The 23,142-nt window shown below is 46.3% G+C and carries 20 protein-coding genes and 1 other annotated feature; of the genes, 9 read left to right on the top strand and 11 right to left on the bottom strand.

Going from position 1 to position 23,142, the window contains the following annotated elements; all coding sequences use genetic code 11:
• The 5 genes from sufC to sufU are packed head-to-tail and all read left to right on the top strand — an operon-like array spanning position 1 to position 4,903.
• Complete coding sequence (sufC, locus tag RT269_RS02430; protein WP_313180406.1) at positions 1–753, top strand: Fe-S cluster assembly ATPase SufC; 753 nt, start codon at positions 1–3, stop codon at positions 751–753.
• On the top strand, positions 753–2,159 hold the full coding sequence (gene sufB, locus RT269_RS02425; protein ID WP_334308536.1) for a Fe-S cluster assembly protein SufB: 1,407 nt from the start codon (positions 753–755) through the stop codon (positions 2,157–2,159). The genes sufC and sufB overlap by 1 nt, the downstream gene beginning before the upstream one ends.
• 12 nt (positions 2,160–2,171) lie before the next feature.
• On the top strand, positions 2,172–3,257 hold the full coding sequence (gene sufD / locus RT269_RS02420) for a Fe-S cluster assembly protein SufD (protein WP_313180404.1): 1,086 nt from the start codon (positions 2,172–2,174) through the stop codon (positions 3,255–3,257).
• Complete coding sequence (locus RT269_RS02415; protein WP_313180403.1) at positions 3,247–4,479, top strand: cysteine desulfurase; 1,233 nt, start codon at positions 3,247–3,249, stop codon at positions 4,477–4,479. The genes sufD and RT269_RS02415 overlap by 11 nt, the downstream gene beginning before the upstream one ends.
• Positions 4,466–4,903 (top strand): Fe-S cluster assembly sulfur transfer protein SufU, encoded by a 438-nt coding sequence (gene sufU / locus RT269_RS02410; RefSeq protein WP_313180402.1) that lies wholly within the window; start codon positions 4,466–4,468, stop codon positions 4,901–4,903. The genes RT269_RS02415 and sufU overlap by 14 nt, the downstream gene beginning before the upstream one ends.
• A gap of 197 nt (positions 4,904–5,100) precedes the next feature.
• On the opposite strand, the gene RT269_RS02405 is transcribed toward sufU, so the two are convergent.
• From RT269_RS02405 to RT269_RS02370, 8 genes are all read right to left on the bottom strand, one after another.
• Entirely contained in the window at positions 5,101–5,970 is an 870-nt protein-coding gene (locus RT269_RS02405; protein ID WP_313180401.1) for a DUF3298 and DUF4163 domain-containing protein, read from the bottom strand.
• Between the two features lie 20 nt (positions 5,971–5,990).
• Positions 5,991–6,470 carry an RNA polymerase sigma factor gene (locus tag RT269_RS02400; protein WP_313180400.1) on the bottom strand — a complete coding sequence of 160 codons (480 nt, stop codon included), beginning with the start codon at positions 6,468–6,470 and terminating at the stop codon, positions 5,991–5,993.
• Between the two features lie 115 nt (positions 6,471–6,585).
• Positions 6,586–7,326, bottom strand: a complete 741-nt coding sequence (sigE, locus tag RT269_RS02395; protein ID WP_025233516.1) for an RNA polymerase sporulation sigma factor SigE — start codon at positions 7,324–7,326, stop codon at positions 6,586–6,588.
• A gap of 27 nt (positions 7,327–7,353) precedes the next feature.
• Complete coding sequence (locus RT269_RS02390; protein ID WP_313180399.1) at positions 7,354–8,247, bottom strand: sigma-E processing peptidase SpoIIGA; 894 nt, start codon at positions 8,245–8,247, stop codon at positions 7,354–7,356.
• 243 nt (positions 8,248–8,490) lie between these two features.
• On the bottom strand, positions 8,491–11,130 hold the full coding sequence (locus tag RT269_RS02385) for a valine--tRNA ligase (RefSeq protein ID WP_313180459.1): 2,640 nt from the start codon (positions 11,128–11,130) through the stop codon (positions 8,491–8,493).
• A 159-nt stretch (positions 11,131–11,289) separates the two neighbouring features.
• Positions 11,290–11,513: a binding site (T-box leader), on the bottom strand.
• A 90-nt stretch (positions 11,514–11,603) separates the two neighbouring features.
• The gene (locus RT269_RS02380; protein ID WP_313180398.1) at positions 11,604–12,419 is read right to left on the bottom strand and encodes a hypothetical protein; all 816 of its coding nucleotides are present in this window, start codon (positions 12,417–12,419) and stop codon (positions 11,604–11,606) included.
• Positions 12,416–13,639 carry a DUF5716 family protein gene (locus tag RT269_RS02375; RefSeq protein WP_313180397.1) on the bottom strand — a complete coding sequence of 408 codons (1,224 nt, stop codon included), beginning with the start codon at positions 13,637–13,639 and terminating at the stop codon, positions 12,416–12,418. Before RT269_RS02375 ends, RT269_RS02380 begins: the two co-directional genes overlap by 4 nt.
• Positions 13,640–13,655: 16 nt before the next feature.
• Positions 13,656–17,228 carry a DUF5717 family protein gene (locus tag RT269_RS02370; RefSeq protein WP_313180396.1) on the bottom strand — a complete coding sequence of 1,191 codons (3,573 nt, stop codon included), beginning with the start codon at positions 17,226–17,228 and terminating at the stop codon, positions 13,656–13,658.
• A 143-nt stretch (positions 17,229–17,371) separates the two neighbouring features.
• Here RT269_RS02370 and RT269_RS02365 point away from each other — a divergent pair, with 143 nt between their 5' ends.
• The 4 genes from RT269_RS02365 (at position 17,372) to RT269_RS02350 (ending at position 20,486) form a co-directional block, all read left to right on the top strand.
• Positions 17,372–18,526: an NAD(P)-dependent malic enzyme gene (locus tag RT269_RS02365; RefSeq protein WP_313180395.1), complete on the top strand. Its 1,155-nt coding sequence runs from the start codon at positions 17,372–17,374 to the stop codon at positions 18,524–18,526.
• A gap of 80 nt (positions 18,527–18,606) precedes the next feature.
• Complete coding sequence (locus tag RT269_RS02360; protein WP_013273016.1) at positions 18,607–19,131, top strand: DUF4364 family protein; 525 nt, start codon at positions 18,607–18,609, stop codon at positions 19,129–19,131.
• Between the two features lie 35 nt (positions 19,132–19,166).
• Positions 19,167–19,481 carry a glycoside hydrolase family 23 gene (locus RT269_RS02355; protein WP_313180394.1) on the top strand — a complete coding sequence of 105 codons (315 nt, stop codon included), beginning with the start codon at positions 19,167–19,169 and terminating at the stop codon, positions 19,479–19,481.
• 42 nt (positions 19,482–19,523) lie between these two features.
• Positions 19,524–20,486 (top strand): GNAT family N-acetyltransferase, encoded by a 963-nt coding sequence (locus RT269_RS02350; protein WP_313180393.1) that lies wholly within the window; start codon positions 19,524–19,526, stop codon positions 20,484–20,486.
• Positions 20,487–20,529: 43 nt separating this feature from the next.
• Here the strand turns inward: RT269_RS02350 and RT269_RS02345 are convergent, their stop codons facing one another.
• From RT269_RS02345 to RT269_RS02335, 3 genes are all read right to left on the bottom strand, one after another.
• On the bottom strand, positions 20,530–21,273 hold the full coding sequence (locus tag RT269_RS02345) for an amino acid ABC transporter ATP-binding protein (protein WP_313180392.1): 744 nt from the start codon (positions 21,271–21,273) through the stop codon (positions 20,530–20,532).
• Positions 21,274–22,068: an amino acid ABC transporter permease gene (locus RT269_RS02340; protein ID WP_313180458.1), complete on the bottom strand. Its 795-nt coding sequence runs from the start codon at positions 22,066–22,068 to the stop codon at positions 21,274–21,276.
• Positions 22,069–22,251: 183 nt separating this feature from the next.
• Complete coding sequence (locus RT269_RS02335; RefSeq protein WP_313180391.1) at positions 22,252–23,133, bottom strand: transporter substrate-binding domain-containing protein; 882 nt, start codon at positions 23,131–23,133, stop codon at positions 22,252–22,254.
• Positions 23,134–23,142 lie beyond the last annotated feature (9 nt).

Below are 23,142 nucleotides of genomic sequence, written 5' to 3'. Positions count from 1 at the left end.
ATGCTTACTATTTCTAAATTAAAGGCTTGTGCAGGTGATAACGAAATCCTCAAGGGGGTAGATTTAACAATAAATCCAGGTGAGACCCATGTGATCATGGGACCAAACGGCGCAGGAAAGTCTACGCTGGCGAGTGTCATCATGGGACATCCAGACTATACGGTGACGGGAGGCCGCATCGCATTTGAAGGAAAAGACATCACCTATACCAAAACAGATGAAAGAGCGAGAAGCGGCATCTTTATGACATTTCAAAATCCTGAGGAAGTAGACGGGATCACTGTGGAAAGCTTTCTGCGCACGGCCCGGTATGCGGTTACCGGTAACAACGAGCGGGCCTGGGACTTCCACAAGGAATTAAAAGAGCTTATGGCGCGTCTGGATTTTGACGAGAGTTACGCCACAAGGTACTTAAACGTCGGGTTTTCAGGCGGAGAAAAGAAGAAACATGAAATATTGCAGATGCTGGCGCTTCACCCAAAGCTGGCTATTTTAGATGAAACAGATTCCGGCCTGGATGTTGACGCTGTCAAAACGGTATCTGAGGGTGTACGAGGCTATAAAAATGAAGAAAACGCACTGCTGATCATCACCCATAGCACGAAAATTTTAGAAAATATCAATGTTGATATGGTACACATTTTGATTGACGGACAGATTATCAAAACCGGAGATGCCTCGCTGATTGATGAGGTGAATCGCAGCGGCTTCACTTCTCTCTCACCTGCCAAAGCGGCCGAGGAGGTGACATGATGGAACGTAAAAAAACACAGGTTGAGGAAATCAACCGTGACGCCTATGACATTGCAAACCCGGAAAACGCCGCGTATAAGGTAGATAAAGGGCTGACTGCGGAAATCGTTACCGATATTTCCACCGGAAAAAACGAACCGGGCTGGATGCTGGAACACCGGTTATTATCCCTTGCCGTTTATGAACGGCTTCCTCTTCCAAATTGGGGACCGAGCCTTCACGAATTGGATATGAACCATATCGTCACCTATGTCCGCCCAAATATGGCGATGACGGATAATTGGAACGAGGTTCCCGAAGAAATCAAGCAGACATTTGACCGGCTGGGCATCCCTGAAGCGGAAAAACTGGCTCTCTCCGGCGTGGGAGCACAATATGATTCTGAGGTCGTTTATCACAGCATTAAAGAAGAGATGCGCCAGCAGGGCGTGATTTACACCGATATGGATACCGCGCTCCATGAGTATGAGGATATGGTAAAAAAACACTTTATGAAACTTCTTCCCGCCACTGCACATAAATTCGCGGCGCTGCACGGAGCGGTCTGGTCAGGCGGATCCTTTGTCTATGTTCCAAAAGATGTGGAGGTCCATATGCCGCTGCAATCCTATTTCCGGCTTAATGCGCCGGGAGCCGGGCAGTTTGAACATACTCTGATTATTCTGGAGGAAGGCGCGCGGCTTCATTTCATTGAGGGTTGTTCCGCGCCGCGGTATAACGCTCTGAATCTGCACGCTGGCTGTGTGGAACTTTATGTGGGTGAGAACGCGACGCTTCGGTATTCTACCATTGAAAACTGGTCGAGAAATATGATGAACCTCAATTCAAAGTGCGCGGCAGTGGAAAAAAACGGTGCAATTGAGTGGGTCTCCGGCACATTTGGCTCCCACATCACCATGCTGTATCCCAGCAGTATTTTGCGGGGAGACGGGGCCAGAAGTGAGTTTACAGGGATCACCTTTGCCGCCGCGGGGCAAGAACTGGATACTGGCACGAAAGTGATTCACGCCGCTCCGAATACTTCATCCACGGTATCGTCAAAATCCATCTCCAAAAGCGGCGGGAAGGCCATCTACCGCAGCGCTGTTACTGTATTGCCCGAAGCAAAAAACAGCAAGTCCAGTGTAAGCTGCGAATCCCTCATGCTGGATCGGGAGAGCCGCTCCGACACAATTCCTGTGATGGATATACGTAATGACGAAGTGGATATCGGGCACGAAGCAAAGATCGGGCGAATCAGCGAAGAAACTGTTTTTTACCTGATGACACGGGGGATTGGTGAAAATGAAGCCAAGGCGCTGATTGTCCGTGGTTTCGTGGAACCCATAACAAAGGAGCTTCCTTTGGAATACGCCGTGGAAATGAACAGGCTGGTGGCCCTTGAATTTGAGGGCGGCATCGGTTAGAAGGAGGTTGGCATGAATACTACCCTAGAAAAGCTTAACAGGCTGCAGATTCCAACATGGAGCATGCTTAAAATAAACGATACAGCCGTAACGATAGATCTTGACGGAATGCCCGCCTATGGCGGGAATCCACTGCAAAAGGAATATTCAGGGATTCAGCTCAGCCTTGAACCCGCATTGGAGGTAACGGATACTTCTCCCGTCATCCTTCGGGATATCCGGGAATATGCGGCGGCGCTTTGCAATTACCGCCTGCATATTACGATCCCGGCAGGGTTTACAGCAAAAGAGCCGGTTGTGCTTGACTTTCATCTGGGTGCCGGCAACGCTCTGCTGTCGGATGAGCTGTTCATCAGCGCGGAAGCCGGAAGCAGCGCAACAGTGGTTCTGCGGTATGCATCGGACGAGGATGCATACTGTTTCCATTGTGGATACACAAAGCTTCATGCGAAAGCAGACGCAAATATCAGACTGATAAAAGCGCAACGATTGGCTGAGAATCATACAAGTGTTGACGCGACAGAGATAAACGTTGATACAGGGGCAGCCGCACATGTGATCCTGATTGAAGCAGGATCACAAAAATCCGTTTCCAGCTGCAGCATACAGCTTGCAGGAAACGGCGCGTCCGCTGATTTGGACGGCGCTTACGCTGTCAACCGGGAAAGGGAGCTTGATTTTAATTACCGCATTGAATACAAGGCGGAAAACACGCAGGGTAATATAAATGTCCGGGGCGTGCTGCTGGACAAGGCGCGCAAAGCGGCAAAAAGTACGCTTGATTTTCTTCCAGGCGCGGCAGAAGCAAAAGGACGGGAAGAAGAAAGCGTACTGGTGCTTGGCTCTGATGCGGTCAACCGTTCCGCACCGCTGCTCTTGTGCGGCGAGGATGATGTGGAAGGACAGCACGCCACCACCACCGGAAAACTCGACGAAAACAAGCTCTTTTACTTAATGAGCCGCGGGATAAGAAAAAGTGAGGCGCGGAAACTGATTGCGCTGGCGTCATTCAATTCTGTTTTGGAAAAAATAGAGCCAGACAGCCTTCAGGAAGAAATTTCCTCATTTATTCAGGAGGTGCTGGGAGATGCGGACTAACTACGCAGATGATTTTCCACTGCTTAAAAACAGCGCGGAAAACGGAAAAAGATTGGTTTATCTCGATAATGCGGCTACCACCCAAAAGCCTGCGCAGGTGATTGAAGCCGTGAGAAACTATTACGAACAGTACAACGCCAACCCCCACCGCGGGGCATATCCCTTAAGCGAGAAAGCAACGGAAGCTTATGAAATCGCGCGGGAAAAGGTTGCAGGCTTTATAGGTGCGGGAAGTCCGGAGGAAATCGTGTTTACGAAAGGAACCACCGAATCCCTCAATCTTATAGCGGGTTCTTATGGCATGGATAACCTCCAGGAAGGCGATGAAATTTTGATCTCCATTGCGGAACATCACAGCAATTTAATCCCGTGGCAGGCCGTGGCAAAAGCAAAAGGCGCTAAGCTTAAATATCTTTACACGGATGCAAACGGGAAGCTGACGACGGAAGAGATTGCCGCAAAAATAACCGCACGGACCAGGATCGTTGCTGTCGCGCAGGTTTCCAACGTATTGGGGATCATTAATCCGATTGTAGAAATCGTCAAAAAGGCGCATGAGGCCGGCGCAGTTGTCGTGCTGGACGCAGCACAGGGCATTCCCCATATGCCAGTCGACGTGCAAGCACTGGATGTGGATTTTCTGGGATTTTCAGGCCACAAGCTGTATGCTCCCATGGGCATTGGCGTATTGTACGCGAAAAAAGAGCATTTGAGCAACATGCGCCCATTGCTGTTGGGCGGCGGGATGGTGGACGATGTGAGCGAACAGACCACCACTTACACGGACGGCCCCGCGAAATTCGAAGGCGGCACGCAAAATGTGGAAGGTGCGGTCGGCCTGCACGCAGCAATTGATTATCTGGAAAATATCGGTTATGAGCAGATTGGGCGGATTGAAAATGAGCTGACTGAGTATGCGCTTGCACGGCTTCATTCCGTTCCGCATGTTACTATTTACGGTCAGGAAAACGGCCATGACCGCACGGGTGTCATTTCCTTTAATATTGACGGAGCACATCCTCATGATGTTTCTACAATCTTAAGCGCAGACGGCGTGGCGATACGTTCAGGGCATCATTGCGCTCATCCGCTTATGCGGCATATGGACGTGAACGCTACTTGCCGGGCCAGCTTATGCTTTTACAATACCAAAGACGATATAGACGTTTTGATTGAATCCATATGCAAGGTCAGGGAGGTGTTGAAACTTGGAACTAAATGAGATTTATACAGAAATCATTACCGAACACAGCACATCCGCTAGAAACCGCCGTCATCTGGAACAGGCCAGCGTTAGTCTGGCAGGGAAAAATCCCAGCTGCGGAGATGAAATAGAACTCGAATTGCTGATCGAGCACGGCCGGATCACGGACGCTTCCTTTACCGGCACAGGCTGTGCGATTTCTCAGGCATCAACCTCAATGATGATTGACTTGATAAAAGGAAAGTCTCTCTCCGAGGCAAAATGTCTTGCGGAATTGTTTACCGCGATGATACAGCGCAAAATAACAAATGACCAGGACCTAGAGCCGCTTGAAGAAGCCGCCGCACTAAAAAGTATTTCTAATCTGCCCGCACGGGTAAAGTGTGCGGCTATGCCGTGGCACACTCTTGAAACAGCCGTATCGGAAAACGATACGCCGTAGTCTGCACGGATTATCAGACTTAATGCGGAAGACGGGAACGATCCTTACGCGGGAGACAGCCTTCATGCCGGAGCTTCCGGCGACAGGCAGGCAAAGGGGATGCTGCCCAATGATAGGAAATCATAAAGATTTCGCGTCATTGTACAGCATCCCTATATTTAAGTCAAAATGTTTGGTACTGCAAGTTAAACTCCCGCTTAAAATCCGGTTACAGCTTTTGGTATGGTGAACTCCACTGCACCCATGTATCCCGGCGCCACTTCATATTCGTCAAATACGATCACGATTTCTCCATTCTTATTCAAGTAAAAGCTTTCATCCCCGGTAATCTGCTTGAATTCATCCACGTAATCCTCTCCCGTATTATAAAAGTACATCTTGGAATCATCCGCAGCCATTTGTTCTTCCATCTGTTTTTTGATGTTATCACTGATAGCAGTAATGTAGTCTGCCTTATCCTTCATCAGATCCTTTAAAGACACCACATTTCCGGTTTCCTTATCAATGGTAAAGATCTTTACATACTCCGCTCCGCTGGCCATGACAACCGTTGTATTGATCCTCAGGGAAAGATACTGATCATTGTCTGTCACAACATCATAGCTGGAAGTCACGGAATAGTGGCCGTCGCCTGCCTGGTCTCCGGCTACCTGCTTTTCATATTCCGCAATCAGCTGATTGGCATACTCTTCAATGGAACGGTTAACCTTTTCATTATCCTTCTCATTGATGGAGACCTTTGGTATATCTATTTTAGCCTCATAATGATTATTAGCGTCCTCAAAGGTACGGAATGTGACAACCTTTGCAATTGCGCCTAAAACCGGAATTTCTTCCATTGCATTGGCAGTAACCGGGCTGGCATTTGCCATAATTATAATCGCTGCCATTGCAGCTGCTGCTGTTATTCCTGATCTTTTTGTCATTTTCATCATCTGAATTCTCCTCTTTTCTTTTTTTGCTCTCTCAATTCCTGCCGCCATACTTACACGGGCAGCCTCCGGCACAGGAATATTATGATATCTATCTTTCATCCTTAACAATTTTTCCTCATCACTGTGTTCCATAATAACTGCTCCTTCCTATCCTAAGTAACCTCCGGTTCCAGTAAAATCTTTAGTTTCTTCAGCGCCCGGTAAAGCCTTGCCTTGACAGTACTCACGTTCATTTCCAGAATTTCAGCTATTTCTTCCAGTTTCCATTCCTCCATATATTTTAAGACCACGATTGTACGGTCCTTTTCCTCTAAAGAACTTAAAAGCTCCAGAGGATCATCTTCCTTATAGCTGTCTTCATGGGGAATCTCCACCTCATCAAAGCTCACGCTTTCCTTTTTCTGCTTCCTGATAAAGTCAATGGATGCATTTATGACAATCCGGTGAATCCAGGTCGACAAATAGGTTTCTTCTCTCAGTCTCCTGCATTCCTTAATTACCCGGTATGCACTCTCCTGAACAATATCCAGGGCATCCTGTTCATTTTTCACATAGCTGTACGCAAGCCGGTAATAAGATTCATAATTTTTCAAAAGTATTCGTTCTGCCTCTTCTTCAATCTTTTGTTTCATTTCTTCCTCCTCTCTGGGGTTCTATCTATTAGACGTATTATAACGCAAAAAAGTTTCATTATTAACAAAAAAAGGAAAGACTCTTTAAAGTCTTCCCTTTTTTCAGCCATAGCTGTTACTCAAACCGCACAATTTCTTTTTTTAGCCTCTTCATAATCTTCTTTTCCAGCCTGGATATATAGGACTGGGAGATCCCCAGTAGATCCGCAACTTCCTTCTGGGTCATTTCCTCTCCTTCTTCATCTGTGAGTCCAAACCGCAGCTCCACGATCTTTCTCTCCCTTGGGCTTAATCGGCTGATGGCAGTATTTAAAAGGTTCCGTTCCACTTCGGTTTCTAAATCCTTATAGATGACGTCCTCTTCGGTCCCGAGAATATCTGATAAAAGGAGCTCGTTCCCATCCCAATCCACGTTCAAGGGCTCGTCAATGGAAACCTCCATCTTGGTCTTGTTATTCCGTCGCAGGTACATAAGTATTTCATTTTCAATGCAGCGGGAGGCATAGGTGGCCAATTTAATGTTTTTATTTGGATTAAACGTATTGATGGCCTTAATGAGTCCAATGGTACCTATGGAAATTAAATCCTCCACCCCAACACTGGTATTATCAAACTTCTTCGCTATGTATACCACAAGACGGAGATTATGTTCAATTAACTCTGATTTTGCTCTCTGATCATCATCACTGCCAAGAAGCGCAATAATCTGTGCTTCTTTTTCATTGTCCAGAGGCGGAGGAAGAATATCAGCTCCTCCTATGTAATGAACCTCCCCCTGTGACGGCATCATCAATGTTTTAAATGTTGGAATTGCCTTAAACTGGAAACGGTTTGGTACGGATACTTTTATAATCATTGATACTCTCTCCTTTACTTCGTTCACTCACTCTTCATGCAGCAGCATCTGATATTCTCCATTTACGGATAATGTCTTTTTGCATACGGCCACCAGAGGCCTTTCAATCACCTTCACTTCATCCCCTTGACGTACCTCCATCTCATCCAAAAAGATTCCGGGCAGCATACCGTCACTTTTCCCAACACTACCGTAGGGAATGTAGACGACCTCCGACACACTTTCGCAAAGCTCCCGGACAGCCTCATAAGTCACAACATGGACGGCCCGACGGCTTACTGGTTCATACAGTCTGTTTCCTGTATCAAGCAGAGCCGTTACTACCTTTTTCTTTCCTCTGTAATGCATGGTAACTTCATAAAAATTGTTCTTTCCCTTTAGCATGGCGGAAATCTGCCGCAGAAAGCAGCGGATTCCAAAGTAAGTACCCGCTGCAATAAAAATCAACCGGTAAAAGGGTATGGCTTCCTGACCATTTCCTCTAAGAATCTGTTCTATATAATAGCCGGCCTTCGTATGCTGATATAGGGCATCCATTATGCCTGCTGTTGTAACTGCAGCCAGATAAAGAGCACATACTGCTTTCCCTATTTCCCTTGGTCTTTTTACGTCGAAAGCCGTCATCACCATCAGGGTACTCACCGCCAGATAGGTTATAACCATCTCAAGCCACAGGGGTAAAAATGGAAAAGCGGCAGCAAACACAGCCCAAGCTGCCCCCAAAATAGCCCCAAGAATCATTCTCCACCATATGAGACGATACTTCATCCCCCGTCTTACAATGGATAATACAAGGAAATCCATGGCAAAATTAGTTAAGAACAACACATCAATATACAGGTTTATTTCCGTCGCCGCTTTCACCTCCCGCCCTGTACGAACATTATAGCCAGTAAGCCATTCAGAATTTGTCAAAACCATGGGGATGATTCCAATTTTTTATCGCCTTTTTCCATCCTGCCACGGCATTTGCCGACAGATTCTTACAGACCACATGTTCCCCTTTTACCCCTTCCTCCTCTCTTCCTGACAAATGGACAAAAATCAAAAAAGGCGCTTTCTCCCATGGCTGCGCAACAAAAAACAGCCGGTCACAGCATTTTCTGCCATGTTCGACTGTTTTTCACATTCTATTTAAGATTGTCGATTTTCCAAGATAGGGATTTAAGAGAGCTGAGAAAGTCTCTCCTTTACCTGATCCATCATCTGAGCATATTTCTCAAGCTTAGCTTTTTCCTCTTCAATCTTAGCTGCCGGAGCCTTGCTTACGAACTTTTCGTTGTTAAGCATGCCCTCAACACGGGCCAGCTCCTTGCTTAAGCGCTCTTCTTCCTTCTTTAACCGTTCTATTTCTTTTTCAATATCCACCAGTTCAGCAAAAGGCATGTAGATAACAGCCTGATGAATGACCGCAGATACGGCATCGTCTGCTATGCCCTTTTTATCCTTCTGTAAATATACTTCACCGGCATAACCCAGCGTAGCGAAAAATACCTTGCTGTGTTCAAAGATATCAAGAATCTCCTGATTCTCAGAAACAACATAAACCTTCGCTTTTCTGCTAGGCGGAACATTCATGGAGGTACGTACATTCCGGATCGCTCTTACAGCTTCCTTAATGGTTTCAACCGCATGCTCCTCGGTTTCAAAGCTCCATGCCTCCTTGTACTCCGGCCAGTTGGAAATCATAATGGACTCCTCTTCGTCCTGAAGATTGCAGAAGATTTCCTCGGTGAGGAACGGCATATAAGGATGAAGAAGCTTTAAGGAGTTGATCAGCACGGTTTTCAGCGTCCAGATGGCCGCCGCCTTTGTCTGATCCTGATCGTCCCACAGCCTTGGTTTCACCATCTCGATATACCAATCGCAGAATTCTTCCCAGATAAAGTCATAAACCTTTTGAAGGGCGATTCCCAACTCATATTTATCTAAGTTTTCTGTTACATCCTTTGTAAGGGTGTTTACCTTGGAAAGGATCCATTTGTCCGCAATGGTAAGTTCCGAAAGCTCTGCCTTTGCATCCGGTGCTCTCTCAATATTCATCATAATGAAACGGGAAGCATTCCAAACTTTATTGGCAAAGTTCCTGCTTGCCTCCACGCGCTCCCAGTAGAAACGCATGTCATTGCCGGGCGCATTTCCGGTGATCAGAGTCATTCGCAGGGCATCAGCCCCGTATTTTTCGATAACCTCCAGAGGATCGATTCCGTTTCCTAAGGATTTGCTCATCTTGCGGCCTTCCGAATCCCTTACCAGACCGTGCATCAGCACCGTATGGAAAGGAAGCTTTCCGGTCTGCTCGATTCCGGAAAATACCATGCGGATTACCCAGAAGAAGATAATGTCATAGCCTGTAACCAGCACATCCGTTGGGTAGAAGTATTTTAAGTCCTCTGTTTCCTCCGGCCAGCCTAAGGTGGAGAAAGGCCAGAGCGCAGAGGAAAACCAGGTGTCAAGGGTATCTTCATCCTGAGTCAGATGGGTTCCTCCGCATTTAGAACATACTGTGGGAACTTCTTTTGACACGATGATCTCCCCGCACTGGTCACAATAATACGCCGGGATGCGATGTCCCCACCAAAGCTGTCTGGAAATACACCAGTCACGGATATTATCAAGCCAGTGAAGATAAGTCTTATCAAATCTCTCCGGAACGAATTTCAGTTCTCCTGTTTTTAAAGCCTCAATTGCCGGCTTTGCCATCTCTTCCATCTTAACAAACCACTGCTGCTTAACCAAAGGCTCTACGGTGGTCTTACAGCGGTCATGGGTTCCTACCGCATGGGTATGGGGAGTCACCTTTACCAGAAGGCCCAGCTCCTCAAGGTCTTTCACAATGGCTTTTCTGGCCTCATAACGTTCCATACCATGATATTTGCTGCCGGGAAGGTTGATGGTAGCATCGTCATTCATGACGTTGATTTCAGGAAGGCTGTGCCTCTTTCCCACCTCAAAGTCATTGGGGTCGTGGGCCGGTGTTATTTTCACACAACCGGTTCCGAATTCCTTATCTACATAGGAATCTGCTACCACCGGTATCTCGCGGCCTGTAAGCGGAAGCTCTAACATCTTTCCCAGAAGGTCCTGATAGCGCTCATCTTCCGGGTTAACTGCCACCGCAGTATCTCCAAGAAGGGTTTCCGGCCTGGTGGTTGCAATCTCCACAAACCTGCCTTCTTCTCCTACGATGGGATAATTGATATGCCAGAAGAAGCCGCTCTGGTCCTCATGCAGCACTTCCGCATCAGAAATGGAGGTCTGGCAAACCGGACACCAGTTTACGATACGGGAGCCTTTATAAATATAACCTTTTTCATAGAGCCTAATAAAAACTTCCTGAACAGCTGCTGAACAGCCTTCATCCATGGTAAAACGCTCTCTGTCCCAATCGGCAGAGGATCCCAGCTTATGAAGCTGGTTGATGATCCGTCCGCCGTATTCTTTTCTCCAGTCCCAGCATTTCTCCAGGAAACCGTCCCTGCCCAGTTCCTCCTTGTCGAGCCCCTGCTTCTTTAAGCTCTCAATGACCTTTACTTCCGTTGCAATGGCCGCATGATCCGTACCTGGCTGCCACAGGGCCTCGTAGCCTTGCATCCTCTTAAAGCGGATCAAAATATCCTGCATGGCATTGTCTAAGGCATGCCCCATGTGAAGCTGCCCTGTAATATTAGGAGGCGGCATTACAATGGTAAAGGGCTTTTTATCCTTGTTTGGTTCTGCATGAAAATACTTCTTATTCAGCCATTTTTCATAAAGTTTGCCTTCAATCCCTGCCGGATTATAGGTCTTCTCCAATTCTTTCATCATTTTCTCCTTCCTGCTGACCGCCTTATATTCAGGGCTTAAAAATATGCCCATGGGCGGCCGATCCTTGCTTCCATGTGATTGCCGTAGAACAAAGAGTTTTAAATTCATAGGACGTAGCTTCCTACAAATAAAAAAAGCCCTCTGCATCGTCAGGATGCAAAGGGCGAATTAACGCGGTACCACCTTTATTCATATGACAGAGCCTGTCATATCTCACATAGCCTCTAACGCAGCCACGCGTGAAAGCTTACTGAATCTTAAATTTCAGCCTTCCGGTTCTGAAGCTACCTTCCGCATACACTTCCTTAACCGTCTTTCAGCCGATGAACGGTTTTCTCTTTCAGGGTTTTAAGCGTACTCCTCTTCTTCTCTACCTTTTCCTTATTCCTGCCCATTCTTTTTGGGCATATAGGTATATCCATTGGGTGTTTTCTTATACCTTGTAATGATAGTGTCTTTTTACGGATTTGTCAAGACATAATATTCCGGTATTCCTGTTTCCACTTTTGGATAAGCTCTCCGGCTCCTTGAAGACGCTTGATTGGGTCCTTTTGAAACAGCCGTTCAAGTTCTTTCAGGCTGTCTGCCTGAACCGCCAGTGCTTCCGCCTTTTCTTTTTCTATCTCGCATTCCTGCCTCATTTCATCTGTAATGAGAGCCTGAAAACGCTCATTTAACACCAGACCCGGATTCCACTGGGCCAGATGGCATATTCTTTTTAAAATCTCGGCATTTTTCACCAGATCAAAGGATTTCTGGTAAGCCTGGCAGGCTTTGTCCGTCATAAACAGCCTGGCATAAGCTGCTCCCAGATTATTATATATTTTAGCCCGGAAGGCATCATCTCCACGGTTACCCTTTGGAAGATCTAAGATCTTACGGTATTCTGATTCAGCCTTTCCATATTGCTTTCTGGAAAACAGGTAATCCGCCTTTGCCTTTAAAAACTCCTGGACAGGCATCCGGCGGTAAGTGGCCAGATTCTGCCGGAACCGTCCGACCTCAGAAGCAGTATAGTAATCGCATTCGTGAAGGATCATGGCAAGAAGCTCATCCGTTTCCTCGCCGCTTTGCTGCCATTTTTCCAGCTTTGCAGCCAGGAACCCCATATCCAGATCCTCTCTGATAAACTGGATCAGGTTATTATCCATAAATTGATCCATGACCAGAAGAGGATTATTATAAATCACATAGCAAAGCTCCTGGGATGAAAACAGGCGGATTCCCAGGCCTTCAAAATAAAAAGGATGTTTAACCGGCTCCTGCCGGCAAAGAATCATACTCATAGCATAACCTCTTGCCTTAACACGGCCTCCGTGGCCGGGAATATTTCACCAAAACCCTTGTCTTTTAGTACCACTGCCATAGTTTTTTCATCCAAAAACCCAAAGCTGATCCCTATCCGGATCGTTCTGTCCATCCGGTCCGGAAATCCTTCCAGCGGGATCTTCACCAGCCGTTTCTGCTTTGGATCCATGGGCGTTACCATGAATTCCACGTAATCCTGATGATCCAGGATTAAATCCACGCTGCTCTTTGCTTCATACCAGTTATCCCCGGCTGCAGCTACTACCAGCTGGCTTTCCCGTTCCTTATGGAGCACCTTCATGGAAATGGTGGAATGAAGCCGCCCCTCACAGATGCAGGTAAAGGGATAAGAGGTCTTATCCTGCAGATAATCCATTCCCTTAAAAGCCGCACCTCTGGCAAACAGCTCCGGTTCCATATAGACCTTCCGGCGGGAACAGAGTATCTTCATGGAATCTCCCGCCCAGTCATGGCGCTCAAAGCCCTTTCCTGTCAGAAATACGGATGAAAATAACTTCTTCTGCAGAAGCCTGTCCGCGCAGGAGCTTAAGATTTTATCCGCCAGCTTTCCTCCGGAAGGCGTGTCTAAAATATCCAGATTAAAACTTTCTTCCAAAGCCTCATCCTCCGCAATCACCACCATCTTCCGAAGGCCTCTCTGTACCTTAAGCTCATGATAGTGAAAAGAGTCCTCGGATAAGTCAAACACACCTACCTGATTGCTCCAAACCTCTTTTTTCTGGCTGAGGGTATAGTATACAAAGCTTTCCGTATGGCTGATAATGTGCACACGTTCTCTTGGAATCTCCAAGTAGTCCGCACAATACATAAGGGCATCCATCAGCTTTACATCCACCTTCTGCATGGTGATCACCAGCTGTTTCACCTCATCGCAGAAAAACTCTTCCATGGGAAGCTTTAATATCTTCTTTAAAAACATCTTTAAAAGGTCAAGACCTTCGTATTTGATTCCGCCCAGAGTGGCGGTTCCTTCTTTCCTAACCATTTTTATCAGCTTGTCTATTATAATGCCCTCGCCTACAAGAGTATAGGCATAAGCCTCTTCTCCTACAAACCAGGCATCTTCATCCTTTTTCCTGCAGATCACTGTAGGAAAGCACCATGATTTTTCCCTGTCATGGCAGCATATGCGGGTATAGGCATCGCAAAGGTCAAGCCCTATTATCAGTCCGTCCATTGACAGCCCCCTTATCTTACATCAGTGGAAATAATTCTTCTGCAGCAGCATTCTTTTTTAAATACTCCTGCATCCGATTTTTGAGCCCGTTTTCATCCTTTAAGCTTAAGGACAGGCTCATATCATTCAAACAGGCAAACTTGCTGTCCGAAGCCTTCCGGGAGACTCCGGTATCGCAGCTTACACTGCCCTCTTTTTTTAGAACCCACGCTTCCTCGATCAGCTCTCTCACCCGGTATTCCATGATCTCGCCTTCAAACAATATCTTCTGCTTGACGAAAACGCCCTGGTACATCCGGGAAATATCCTCACTGTGAAACTCTTCTTCATCCGGAAGAATCCTGACCTGCAATTCCACCTTGGAATCCCGGTCCCCACAGTACTGGATCATGGCTTTATCCATAATATCCTCCGGCATGGGAATATATTTTGACAGATCCTTATAATACGGGAACACAAGACCTTCTTCTAACAGGAAGGAAACCGTATTCCGGCACAGCTTCTGCTGCTCTTCATCAAGCGCTGGAAGTTTCGAATAATACTTTGTTATGGCCAGCAAATAAATGGTGGGGAGACGGCCTTTTACAGATGCTGCCTGGACCGTTCCTTCCAGATAAGCGAAAACCTTTTCCTCCGGCTCCTTATCCTCCATAAAGTATTCTGTGCACTTCATGGTAAAATAAGCCTTCACGATCATGTCACCGGTTTCTTTGCGGCTCCGGTAAAGTCCAAACACCTTGTCAAGTTTTGAGCTGCATCCGGAAAACATCATCTGAGCCGTCAGGCGTTCTTCCAGATCATACGTTTCCACATGCTCGGAAACGCCCTTCATAAGCACCTGATACATCTGGCTCGTTAACCCGTTAAAATGCTCGCACAAGTAGTCAAGGATCACGCCGTCACTTTTTCCTTCCCTAAAAACATCGTAAGCCAGATGCAAAAGCAAAGGATCCTCATCAAATAAGTTCTTAAGTATCATTTTCGTACACAGTTCATAAAGCCGCTCTGTCCGGGTTCCTTCGCTTCCGAATTCCCGGATCATTAAGAACGCCTCTTCCATGTGGTTGTTATGGATGAGCGTGTCACAGACGTTTATCCGTTCCTCCTTGGAAAGGACCTTTTTATCCAGCTTAACCAGATACCCGGCTCCTTCATCTCCTTCCCTGCCGTCAGAGACCTGCCTGCTGTAAAACTCGATGACTTTGGAAAGGAGAAGCTTCTGATAAAGAGGCCGCAGCTTTTTATCCTCCAGCGTGTCTTCTAAAATCTTCACCTCTTCTATATCTGAAGCCCCGTCCGCCAGAATCCGTTCACATGCCCGAAGCCGGAGCATGGAATGCTCCGGATATAGTTCAAAGCAGCGCGCTTCCAGTTCCGGACGGTCCATAACAGGTTCTTTCTCATAGGGAATGTTGGCATACCGGTTGCCAAAGGCATCCTGGAAAAGCAATATGCTGTGCTCTGAAAACAAGGGTACATAGGAGACACCATCATCAAGAAGGAAGGCATCCTCCTCTGTCATTTCCTCATAGCATACAATGACATACTTCATCTTTTTATTGCTGCATTCCACCCGGTAGGACCGGAGTATGGAGGGCAGCACCTTTGCCATAGGAAGATCGATCACATCCTTTAGTATCATCCGCTCATAAATCCCGGCCAGCTGCTTGTCAATCCGTGATTCAAACAGCTGCTCCGTAGCAAATTTCTCGATCGTCCGCTCATAGGCCTGATACAGAGGGTCGGTCGGTTCTAAATAAACCAGAACATTCTTATAAAGGACCGCCCTGCTGTGGAGATCCAGTTCATTTCCTCCGTAGGAAAAATAAAGAAGCACTTCCTTTGGGAGGAGATAGCAGTAATTTCCCGGCAGAGCATACAAATAATATTCATAAAGCCGCGTCAGGCTGATCCCTGCCTTTACCCCTTTTTCGTACCAGGAAAAGGCTTCCGCCATGCGGCATTCTCCTTTGATTAACAAGGCACAGATCGCCTCAAGCACCTCTTTTATGGGATGCTCTTCATAAAGCTTGATCAGCATCCGGTATTGGAGACGGTTAAAATGCTTTGCCGTTAAGGTAAGTCTGGATACGGTCACAGCCAGCTTTTGATCTACAATCCCTTTTCCGGCGCAATGATAAAGGATCTGGAGTTCCATGGAACCCATGGACCTTATGATCTCCGGTGAACCGTTCAGCACCTTGCAGCCCCATACATAGAAAAACGGGCTTCTGACGCCCATCTGAAACTGCTTTTTCATCATGGCTAACAATGCGGGCATATTCTCAATCAATCTGTCATCCAATTTCATAAGCAGCAAAAAAAGCCAGAAGAGTCTTCTATCTTCTTCCAGATATTTTTTCATGAGACGGATTAAGGATTCCTTCTGGTACTCGTCCGGCTGCACCTTTAAACGCAGATACTGGTAATAACAGTAAAGCTCCCTTTTTTCCTGGCGGTCCTTAAGGATTTCATCCCTGCACTCGTCAAGGAGCAGCGCCGCTTTGGATGGATTTCCCTGTCCAAGGAATATCTCAGTCCGGAGCAGCTTAAGAAGGCCGCTTTCGCCCTTCATCAGTTCAATCTCATCAAGGGCCTTTCCCATCTCTTCATATAAAATATTTACATCCTTCTGCCCGTACTCTTCTTCCATGCGAAGCCGTAAAAACCGGCTCAAGGCTTCTTTTGCAAAAGCGTCTTCTGCGGATACCCCTCCTCCGGGGTTATTGACCGCCATAACAGGGATGACAAAACGGTCTTCAATTCCTGTTATGAGAATCCTACCGGAATTCTCTCCCTGATGCATGCGTTCCGGATGGACCAAAAAGGGGACCCTGCATTCCTCTTCTTCAAAGTCCTGCTCTCCGATGCTTTTCTTTGGCAGCTCTATAAAATAACAGTCCGTTGTAACTTCCAGGTTCACATAGCCCCAGTCACTGCGCTTTATGATCACCCAGTCCGTTACAGCTTCCTCCAGTTCTCCAAATCTCCGCTCCTCGGTTTCTGCCCATAACTGGACTGGCTTTTTTACCTTTAAAGCGGTCAGAAACTCTTCCAGTTCCTTTCTTCTGTCAGGCCTCCCCTTTAACCCGTCGTAAATTGCCCTTACATGAAGGTCCTGCATAAAGGGAGCCGTGGCAAAATCCCGGTACTCAAACAAACGAAGAGCCGTATCCATATCTTTTTTAGCCGTATCTGCAAAATCCTCTGCTGTCTTTAAATCACTCAGCGCTTTTCCTGATGTGCTCAGTTCCACGCAAAAAGAATAAGGGACTTCTCTCTCGCCGCCATTGGTAACCAGATAAAAAGAGCCCTTAATCACATCTCCATCTTCCAGGTAACTACTGTTTATCTCATAGACCAGATGGTTATATGTTCCGCCAAACGCTCCGCTTATGAGTCTGACACGGAAATTTGACGAATAAGCAAGTCCTTTTATATGTAAATTATTCTCACTGGTAACGACAAGCTCCCGCCTGGTGGCTCCGCCGGAACGAACCACATCATCAATTTCCCACGGTGTCACCTTAATCTTTGGAATCTCTGAATCAATGATGCCCTTTGCCAGCCTGTTGATCCGTTCTCTCATAGTACCACCTGTATCTTCAATTTCCTTATCTTATTTAGCTTGTTTGATTTTAATTACTCTACATTCTAACATATTTTCTATTGATTTAAAACCCTAAAATTGGTATGATAAAATAAAAACTGTGAAAAAAAGGACAAACGATCATGACAATCAATGAAAAAGCTTTATTGTTACATGAAGAATGGAAAGGAAAGCTGGAAATCATTTCCAAAGCACAGGTAAAAAGCCGGGAGGATCTGGCCCTTGCCTATACCCCAGGCGTAGCGGAACCCTGCAAAGTCATTGCCGGGGATCCGGAAGCTGCCTATCTATACACAATCAAATCCAACACCATTGCTGTCGTTTCAGATGGAAGTGCTGTTCTTGGACTTGGCAACATCGGACCTCTGGCCGCCATGCCCGTTATGGAAGGAAAAGCGGTGCTTTTTAAGGAGTTTGGTGGAATCAATGCCATTCCGATCTGTCTGGATACCCAGGACACCGAAGAGATCATTAAGACCGTGGTGAATATTGCACCTGCTTTCGGCGGGATCAATCTGGAGGATATATCCGCCCCCCGCTGTTTTGAAATCGAAGAACGGTTAAAAGAGCTTCTTGACATCCCCGTATTCCATGATGACCAGCACGGAACGGCGATCGTCGTTCTTGCCGGCATTATAAACGCCTTAAAAGTGACCGGAAAGAACAAAGAGGAATGCAAAATTGTTGTAAACGGCGCAGGCTCCGCCGGAATCGCCATTACAAAACTCCTTCTGTCCTACGGCTTTCTTCATATCACCATGTGTGACCGTGCAGGAATCCTGGCAAAGGGCATGGAAGGCTTAAACTGGATGCAGGAAAAGATGATGGATGTGACGAATCTGGAAGGAACCCATGGTTCTTTGGCAGATGCCATGAAAGGCAGTGATATTTTCGTAGGAGTATCCGCTCCTGGAATCGTAACGGAAGAAATGGTCGCTTCCATGAATCCTGACGCCATCCTGTTTGCCATGGCAAACCCGGTTCCTGAGATCATGCCTGATCTTGCCAAAGCAGCCGGCGCAAAAGTAGTTGGAACCGGAAGGTCTGATTTCCCCAACCAGGTCAATAATGTAGTTGTGTTCCCCGGCATCTTTAAAGGTGCATTGGAGGGAAGGGCAACTGCGATTACAGAAGATATGAAGCTTGCTGCCGCAACCGCTATTGCCGGCCTTGTAGCGCCTTTGGAACTGAACGAAAACAATATCCTGCCTGAGGCCTTTGACCCTCGTGTTGCATCTGTCGTGAGTCAAGCGGTCAAAGAATTTATCCGGCAGTAAAAAATATGAAGGATCTGGTTGAAAGTGGTTTTCACAATCCTTGAATATACGGCGCAGCAAGCGCAATACTGGAGGTAACTATGCTGTCAGAACCTATGACCCTGTACAAACTGATGATTTTATACATGCTTAAACAGGTTAATTTCCCCCTGACAAGCGCACAACTGTCAAACTTTTTTCTGGAGCATGAATATACCACATATTTTACGCTCAATCAGGCATTGAATGAACTGCTGGAAGCCAGACTGCTTCATGTGGAAACCAACCATAACAGCAGCCGGTACGAGATCACAAGGGAAGGGGAAGAGACCCTTTCCTTTTTCGGCAACAAGATTTCACCGGCCATCATCAATGATATGGATGAATATTTAAAGGAGAACAAGTTCCGGCTCCGCAACGAGGTGGGAGTGACCGCTGATTTCTATAAATCCACCAGCCATGACTACATCGTCCACTGTCAGGTCCGGGAAGGAAAAAACTGCCTGATAAACCTGGAACTGTCTGTTCCGGATAAGGACCAGGCGGAAATCATGTGTGACCACTGGAAATCTAAGAGTCAGGAAATTTATGCATTTGCCATGAAGGCACTGATGAGCGGTTCTTAACATTTCATCCAGCAGAAACATAAGGGGGATTTATTTTGAGTAAAATTCAGACAAAGAAACCATTATTTCCGAAGATAACCGACCAATATCAGTTTCATTTGAAACAATTAGAGAAAAAAAAGTTTCATTTTAAGGTAAGGTTGATTTTAACCGTCATCCTGCCCGTTTTTATTTTTGTGGTTTTTATCAAAGCAGCAAATACCTTTATCAGGATCAAAATACGAAATCTTTTTTCTAAGCCGGTTCATAACTGCTTACCTGAGAAACAGGGAATGCCGGTCCCCATTGAAGGAGAGCCGGTTATAAAGGAAACGATTCATCCACAACGGGTTTCCGATGAGCCCAAGTAAAATTTTACCGTGACCCATAGCGGAAAGAGGAGTAATGAAACGATGATTATAGTTGATTTTGCCAGGGAACATATCAGCAAGGCAAACGCACTGGCACTGGCCTGTTACAAAGAAGAGCTTTGTCAGGTTCCAGCTCTGCCAGCCGTTGATGCTTTCCCTGACTTGACCTGTTTTGCCGATAACGGCATGGGTGTTGCAGCGTTTGAAGATGATGAAATGGTTGGATTTTTATGCGGCACCAAGCCTTTTGACAATGCGTTTCACTCTACTGACGTTAAGGGTGTGTTCTCACCCATGTGGGCCAATGGGGCAACGCTTAAGAACAGAGCAAATATTTATGCGGCTATGTATCAGGATGCTGCCCGCAAGTGGGTGGGTGCAGGCGCAGTCAGTCATGGTATTTGCTTATATGCACATGACGAAATTGCACAAAACCAGTTTTTTATATACGGTTTTGGTCTGCGCTGCATTGATTCAATCCGCCCTATGGAGCCATTTGATTGCGGGACCTGCGAAGAATACGAGTTCTTAGAACTTACATCAAGCGAGTACGCTTTGGCATATCCACTTGAATTCATGTTAAACAAACATTTTAACAATAGTCCGTCTTTTATGAACCGTGAACAAGAAACATTGGAAGCCTTTTGTGAAGCGTGCATAAAAAATCACGAACGATGCTTTGCGTCTCTATACCAGGGCAAAATATGTGCTTATTTAAAAATTTCAGAATCTGGCGAAACCTTTATAACCGGACATCCAAATTACCGCCATATTAACAGTGCATTCTGTCTTAAAGAGCATCGAGGCAAAGGAGTATATCAAAGTCTGCTGAATGAGGTGATAAAAACCTTGAAAGCAGAGGGTTACACCCACCTGGGTGTAGACTTTGAAAGCATCAATCCGACGGCATATGGTTTCTGGTCAAAATATTTTACAGCTTATACCCATGGCGTTGTGCGCCGTATCGATGAAAGGATTTTGTCAGAGAATTCTCACTTTCTTTAATAAAAAAGCTGATTCAGTATTATCATCCTGAATCAGCTTTTTCTTATCCCTGCATAAACCGGTTTAAAAATTCTTTTGTTGAGTTTTTCTTTGGATTCCCAAAAATATCAGCCGGAGCGCCTTCTTCTTCAATGACGCCGCCTGCCATATAGACCACACGGCTGGACACATCCCTGGCAAATGCCATTTCATGAGTTACGATGATCATGGTAAGGCCTTCCTTTGCCAAAGTTCTCATAACCGCCAGCACCTCTCCTACCATCTGGGGATCCAGTGCGGAGGTCGGCTCGTCAAACAGCAGGATCTCCGGTTCCATTGCCAAGGCTCTTGCAATGGCCACTCTCTGCTTCTGTCCGCCGGAAAGCTGCTTTGGCTTTGCATTGATGTAAGGAGCCATACCTACCTTCTCCAGATACATCATCGCCTTCTTTCTGGCTTCTTCCTTATCTTTTTTCAGCACCTTTATCTGGCCTACCAAACAGTTTTCCAAAACAGTCATGTTATTGAATAAATTAAAGCTCTGGAACACCATACCTACTTTCGTACGGTAGGAAGGAACGTTCATCTTCCGGTCTGTAATGTCTACATCATGGTACAGGATTTCGCCGGTAGTAGGAGTTTCCAAGAGATTGATGCAGCGAAGCAGCGTTGACTTTCCGGAACCGGAGGCTCCGATAATACAGGTCACATCACCGGCATTGACAGAAAAATCAATGTCACGCAGCACTACATTCGCTCCAAAGGTTTTACTCAAATGATGAATTTCTAAAACTTTTCCGTCTGTCATCTATTTATCCTCCTTCTCTTTCGGATCCGGGAATTTAACCATGCCGCTGGTATAAGCCAGCGTATCCGTGGTCGCCAGATCGTAGCTGTCCGGACCATCCATCTTCTTCTCCCAGTAACGAAGGATTCTGGAACACGTAAAGGTCAGGATGAAATAAATGACCATGGTGATGCCAAATGCTTCAAAATAGGTATAATACGCGCCTGCAACGCCCTTTGTGGCATAAAACAACTCCACTACGCCGATAACAGAAAGCACGCAGGTATCCTTAATGTTGATGATTAAGTTATTGCCGATCTGAGGCATGATATTGCGCAGCGCCTGGGGCATGATAACATTGACCATCGTCTGAATATGGGTCATGCCGATGGCCTTGGCGCCCTCGGTCTGTCCCTGATCAATGGAAAGGATTCCTCCTCTCACGGTCTCAGCCATATAAGCCCCTGTATTAATGGATACAATGAAATAGGCAGCAAAAACGATAGACATATTAATGCCAAACAGTACGGAAGAACCATAAAATATAAACATGGCCTGAACCATCATAGGAGTTCCGCGGAATACCTCTACATAAACATTTAAAATGAATTTTACTAATTTTAATAAAAACCGTTTCATCGGATTGTCACTTTTCGAAACCGGAATCGTCTGGATAATTCCTACGGCAAAGCCAATGATGCAGCCGATGAATGTGCCGACAATGGCGATTGCCATAGTCTTTCCCGCCCCATTTAAAAAGGATGGGCCATAATGCTGCAGTATAAATACAATTCTTCCAAAAAAATCTGATGGCAAAGACATATACTACCTTCTCCTTCTCGTACTTCGTCAAAACAGAACAAGCGGCACGAAATAAGAACACTCTTGTCCCGTGCCTGCAAGCCCTGATTCTGTTTTTTATTCCTGCAAGCAGTGAGCCAGGCACAGGAATTCCTGCACTCCTGCATCCGGTCTATGCTTTAAGGTATGTCACCTGGATTACTTGGATAATGGCTGAACGGAAATTGCTTCATCCATCATCTTATTAAAATCGTCCTTGCTCATTTTGGCAAGTACTCCGTTTACGGCATCCTTTAATTCTGTATTGCCCTTCTTCAAAGAAATACCGATGTTCACATCTTCATCAGAAACCTTAAACTCACCCTCTGTTCCGGTGAAATCAAGGAGCTTGAAGTCAGGATAAGCAACCAGCGCTGCCTGTCCGGTAGGCTTGTCTGTCACTACCAGATCGCACCTTCCGGAGCTTAAAGATACCAGCATGGCCGGTGCGGATTCCTGGGCAGGCTGAATATCTGCATCCGGAATCTGAGGCAGACAGTTATCATACCAGATGGTATTTAACTGGGAAGTAGCAGTTGCCCCGGAAAAATCAGCAACACTCTTTGCATTCTCATACTTGCCTCCGGCTTTTACCAGGGTCACAATGGTCGCATAGTAGTAAGGATCTGTAAAATCAACAGACTGCATACGTTCTGCGGTAATGGACTGGCCGGCAATGACACAGTCAACCTTTCCGGACTGAACGGCAGGAACAAGGGAATCCCAGTCCAGCTTAACGATCTCAAGTCCATAGCCCAGTTCATCTGCAATCTTTTTAGCCATCATGACATCATAGCCATAAGCAAAATCAGAGCTTCCGGAAATAGGAACGGCTCCGCCTGCATCTGTCGGCTGGGTCCAGTTATATGGTGCGTAGCTGCACTCCATGGCAACCTTTAATACCTTGTTATCTCCTGTTTCCTTGCCCGCTCCTGCTGATGTGCCTGTTGCGGCATTACCGCCTCCGCAGGCAGTCAGAAAGGACGCTGCCAGGGTCGCTGCCATAAGAGTTGATACGATTTTTCTCATTGTCTTTTTCATAACTGTTTT

It is taken from the genome of Lacrimispora sp. (genome assembly GCF_032078915.1).
Classification (GTDB): Bacteria; Bacillota; Clostridia; order Lachnospirales; family Lachnospiraceae; genus Lacrimispora.
The sequence above is the reverse complement of the archived record's forward strand: the minus strand, read 5'-3'. Positions and strand labels throughout refer to the sequence as shown.